The organism is Streptomyces fuscigenes (assembly GCF_021556455.1).
Taxonomy (GTDB): Bacteria; Actinomycetota; Actinomycetes; order Streptomycetales; family Streptomycetaceae; genus Streptomyces; species Streptomyces fuscigenes.
In genome coordinates this window covers 1-4,202 of sequence record NZ_JAKGCV010000463.1, presented here as the reverse complement: position 1 = coordinate 4,202, position 4,202 = coordinate 1, and the positions used below count along the sequence as shown (strand labels likewise).

Here is a 4,202-nt window from a genome sequence, read left to right as displayed (position 1 = left end):
CACGGGGCCGCCGCAGGACGGCCCCCGTCCCCCGGGCGGGCCAGGAGCCACCTGCCGCGCCGGCGCCGCGCACCTCCCGGCTCAGGAGGCGGGCGGCGCCTCGCCCGTACCCGCGTCCCCGTCCCCCGGCTCCCCGTCCGGGGCGAGCGCGGCCTCGCGGGCCGCGTCCGGGCCCGCGTCGAGCAGGACCGTCAGCCCGGCCTCGTCCAGGACCGGGACCTTCGCCTGGACGGCCTTGTCGTACTTGGAGCCCGGGTTCTCCCCGACGACCACGAACGACGTCTTCTTCGAGACGGATCCCGTGACCTTCGCGCCCTGGGCCTGGAGCGCCTCCTTCGCCGCGTCCCGCGTGTAGCGCTCCAGCGTGCCGGTGACGACGACCGTGAGGCCTTCGAGGGGCCGGGGGCCCTCGTCCGCGCCGGAGGACTCCTCCTCCATGCGGACGCCCGCGGCACGCCACTTGCGCAGGATCTCGCGGTGCCAGTCCTCCTCGAACCAGTCCTTGAGGGACGCGGCGATCGTCGGCCCGACCCCCTCCACGGCGGCCAGTTCCTCCTGCGTCGCCTGCTCGATGCGCTCGACGGAGCGGAACTCGCGGGCGAGGGCCTCCGCGGCGACCGGGCCGACGTGACGGATCGACAGCCCGGCGAGGATGCGCGCCAGCGGGCGCTCCTTGGCCGCGGCGATGTGCTCCAGCATGGCCACCGCGTTCTTGCGCGGCTTGCCCTCCTGGTTGGCGAAGACGGTGGCGATCTTCTCCTCGCCGCTGTCCGGGTCGCGCTTGGGCAGACCGGTGTCCTGATCCAGGACGTACGCCGTGATGGGCAGCAACTGCTCCATCGTCAGGTCGAACAGGTCGCCCTCGTCCCGCAGCGGAGGCGTCGCCGGCTCCAGGGGCTTGGTGAGCGCGGCGGCCGCCACGTACCCGAAGTTCTCGATGTCGAGGCACTTGCGCCCCGCCAGGTAGAACAGCCGCTCCCGCAACTGGGCCGGGCAGCCGCGGGCGTTCGGGCAGCGGAGGTCGATGTCGCCCTCCTTCATCGGCTTGAGCGGTGTGCCGCACTCGGGGCACTGGGCCGGCATCACGAACTCCCGGGCGTCGTCCGGGCGCAGGTCCGCCACCGGGCCGAGGATCTCCGGGATCACGTCGCCCGCCTTGCGCAGGACGACCGTGTCGCCGATGAGGACGCCCTTCGCCTTCACCACCTCCTGGTTGTGCAGGGTGGCGAACTCGACCTCCGAGCCGGCGACCGTGACCGGCTCGACCACCGCGTAGGGCGTGACGCGGCCGGTGCGGCCCACGCCGACGCGGATGTCGACCAGCTTGGTGTTGACCTCCTCCGGCGCGTACTTCCAGGCGATGGCCCAGCGCGGCGCGCGCGAAGTGGAGCCGAGACGGCCCTGGAGCGGGATCTCGTCGAGCTTGACGACCGCGCCGTCGATCTCGTGCGCCACGGAGTGCCGGTGCTCGCCGTAGTACGCGATGAACTCCCGCACCTGCGCCAGATCGTCCACCACGCGGTTGTGCTCGCCCGTCGGCAGGCCCCACTCGCGCAGCAGCTCGTACGCCTCGGAAAGGCGCGCGATGTCCAGTCCCTCGCGCGCCCCGATGCCGTGGACCACCATGTGCAGCGGGAGCGTCGCCGTGACCCGCGGGTCCTTCTGGCGCAGCGAACCCGACGCCGAGTTGCGCGGGTTGGCGTACGGCTTCTCGCCGGCCTCCACGCGCCGGGCGTTGAGCTCCTGGAACGCCTCCATAGGGAAGTAGACCTCGCCCCGGATCTCCACCAGCGCGGGGATCCGATCTCCCTTGAGGCGGCGCGGGATCTCCTGGATGGTGCGGATGTTGGGCGTGATGTCCTCGCCCGTGCGCCCGGTGCCGCGGGTGGCGGCGCGGGTGAGCACCCCGTCCTCGTAGGTGAGGTTGACGGCGAGGCCGTCGACCTTGAGCTCGCACAGGAAGTGGTAGTCGCTCGTGCCCACCTCCTTCGCGACCCGGTCGGCCCAGGCGCCGAGCTCCTCGTCGTCGAAGGCGTTGTCCAGGGAGAGCATGCGCTCGCGGTGGGTGACCTCGGTGAGCTCCGTCTCGTACTGCACGGAGACCTTCTGCGTCGGCGAGTCGGGGGTGCGCAGCTCGGAGTACTCGTCCTCCAGCCCCTCCAGCGCACGCAGCAACTCGTCGAACTCGCGGTCGGTGATGACCGGCTGATCCCTCACGTAGTACCGGAAGCGGTGCTCCTCGATCTCCTCGGAGAGCTGCTTGTGCCGCTCGCGCGCCTCCGCGGGCACCGATGCAGCCTGCCCGGTCCCCGCCGGCCGTGCGTGGTGTTCGCCTGCCACCGTCTCGTCCTCCCGTGCCGTCACTCAGGGTTGTCCGCGAGGGATCTCGCCGCCCGGACGACATGGGCGAGCGCGGCACGGGCATATGCGGGCGAAGCGCCCGCGAGCCCGCACGCGGGGGTGCACACCACGGACTCCGCCAGAAGTCCCGGATCCAGCCCCAGCCTGCGCCACAGCGTCCTGACACCCATGACGCTACCGGCAGGGTCCGACAATGCCGTGTCGGTGCCCGGCACGATTCCGGCGAGCAGCCTCGTACCGCCCTCCACGGCCTCCCCGATGGCGTCGTCGTCACGCTCGGTGAGCAGGGAGAAATCGAACGAAACGGCCCCGGCGCCCGCGCGGCGCAACAGCGCGAACGGGACGTCGGGGGCGCAGGAGTGGACGGCCGTCCCGGCCGCGCCGGCGGCGGTCGCGCGCTCCAGGACCTGCCGCAGCGCGTCCTCCACGACCTGCCGGTCCACGGCCGTGTACGTGCGGTAGCCGCTCGCCGTCCGCACCCGGCCGCGCAGCACGGCCGTCAGCGAGGGCTCGTCGATCTGGAGGACGGGGGCGGCGCCCGGGACCCGGCGGCGGACCTCCGCGAGGTGCGAGGTCAGCCCCTCCGCCAGCGATTCCGCGAGGTAGCGGCAGGCACCGGCGTCGCCGAGGAAGGCCTCGCCGCCACGCCGTTCGAGGGCGGCCGCCAGCGTCCAGGGGCCGACGGCCTGGATCTTCAGCGGGCCCTCGTAGCCCTGGGTGAACTCCTCGAGCGCGTCGAGGTCCTCGCCGAGCCAGGACCGGGCGCGCCGCGTGTCGCGGCCGGGCCGGTCACTGATGCGCCAGCCGCTCGGCTCGACGTGCGCGTACGTCTCTGCGAGCAGGCCGATCGTCCGGCCGATCATGTCGGCGCCCGGCCCGCGGGCCGGGAGTTCCGCGAGGAAGGGGAAGCCCTCCAGTGTCGCGGCGACGCCCTTGGCGGTGTCGCGGGCGTCGCCGCCCGGCATCGAGCCGACGCCGGTGGCCGCGCCCCAGCCCAGCGGCGCGGGGGCGTCCGGCGCCTGTGCGCCGGGGCCGCCGTCCACGCCGTCGCGGGGTGCGCTCACCGGCCCGGCCGTACGGTGACGTCGTCGATGTTCGCGTCGCGCGGCAGGTCGAGCACGGTCAGGATCGCGGTGGCCACCGACTCCGGGTCGATGAGCCGCGAGCCGTCGTACGCCTTGCCCTCCTGCTGGTGGATCTTCTCCTGCATGGGGCTGTCGGTGCGGCCGGGGTAGACGGTGGAGACGCGCACGCCGTGCGGCTTCTCCTCGCCGCGCAGGGCGTCGGCGAGGGCCTTGAGGCCGAACTTCGAGGCCGCGTACGCGCCCCAGTTGGGGCTCGCGTTCAGGCCGGAGCCCGAGTTGACGAAGATCACCTGCCCCTTCGCCACCCGGACCTGCGGCAGCAGCAGCCGGGTCAGTTCCGCGGGGGCGAGCAGGTTCACGTCGATCTGCGCGCGCCACGTCTTGACGGTCGTGTCGGCGATCGCGCCGAGGTCGACGATTCCCGCGATGTGCAGGATCGAGTCCAGCCGGTCCGGCAGCGTCTGGTGCGAGAGGGCCCAGGACAGCCGGTCGGGGTTCGCGAGGTCGCCGACGAGGGTGCCGGCGCCGGGCAGCCCGGCCGCGATCTCCTTGGCGCGGCCGGCGTCGCGGGCGAGGAGCAGCAGGTCGTCGCCGCGGGCGAGGAGGCGGCGCGCGACGGCGGCGCCGATGCCGGAGCCGGCGCCGGTGATCAGGTGTGTTGCCATGCGGTCATGGTCCCACCCCGGGGACCGCGCCCGGTCACCCGACCGGGGCACCCCCCGAAACCGCGCGGCCGAGGGCCGCCGCCGGCGCGGG

Annotated in this window: 3 protein-coding genes; all 3 read right to left on the bottom strand. The window is 73.7% G+C overall.

What is annotated here, in order from left to right; translation table 11 throughout:
- Positions 1-81 precede the first annotated feature (81 nt).
- The 3 genes from ligA to L1885_RS24630 all read right to left on the bottom strand — a co-directional run bounded on the left by ligA (position 82) and on the right by L1885_RS24630 (position 4,111).
- Positions 82-2,340: an NAD-dependent DNA ligase LigA gene (ligA, locus tag L1885_RS24640; RefSeq protein WP_235799371.1), complete on the bottom strand. Its 2,259-nt coding sequence runs from the start codon at positions 2,338-2,340 to the stop codon at positions 82-84.
- Positions 2,341-2,360: 20 nt separating this feature from the next.
- The gene (locus tag L1885_RS24635) at positions 2,361-3,326 is read right to left on the bottom strand and encodes a methionine synthase (protein ID WP_235799372.1); all 966 of its coding nucleotides are present in this window, start codon (positions 3,324-3,326) and stop codon (positions 2,361-2,363) included.
- A gap of 95 nt (positions 3,327-3,421) precedes the next feature.
- Positions 3,422-4,111: an SDR family oxidoreductase gene (locus L1885_RS24630; protein WP_235799370.1), complete on the bottom strand. Its 690-nt coding sequence runs from the start codon at positions 4,109-4,111 to the stop codon at positions 3,422-3,424.
- Positions 4,112-4,202 lie beyond the last annotated feature (91 nt).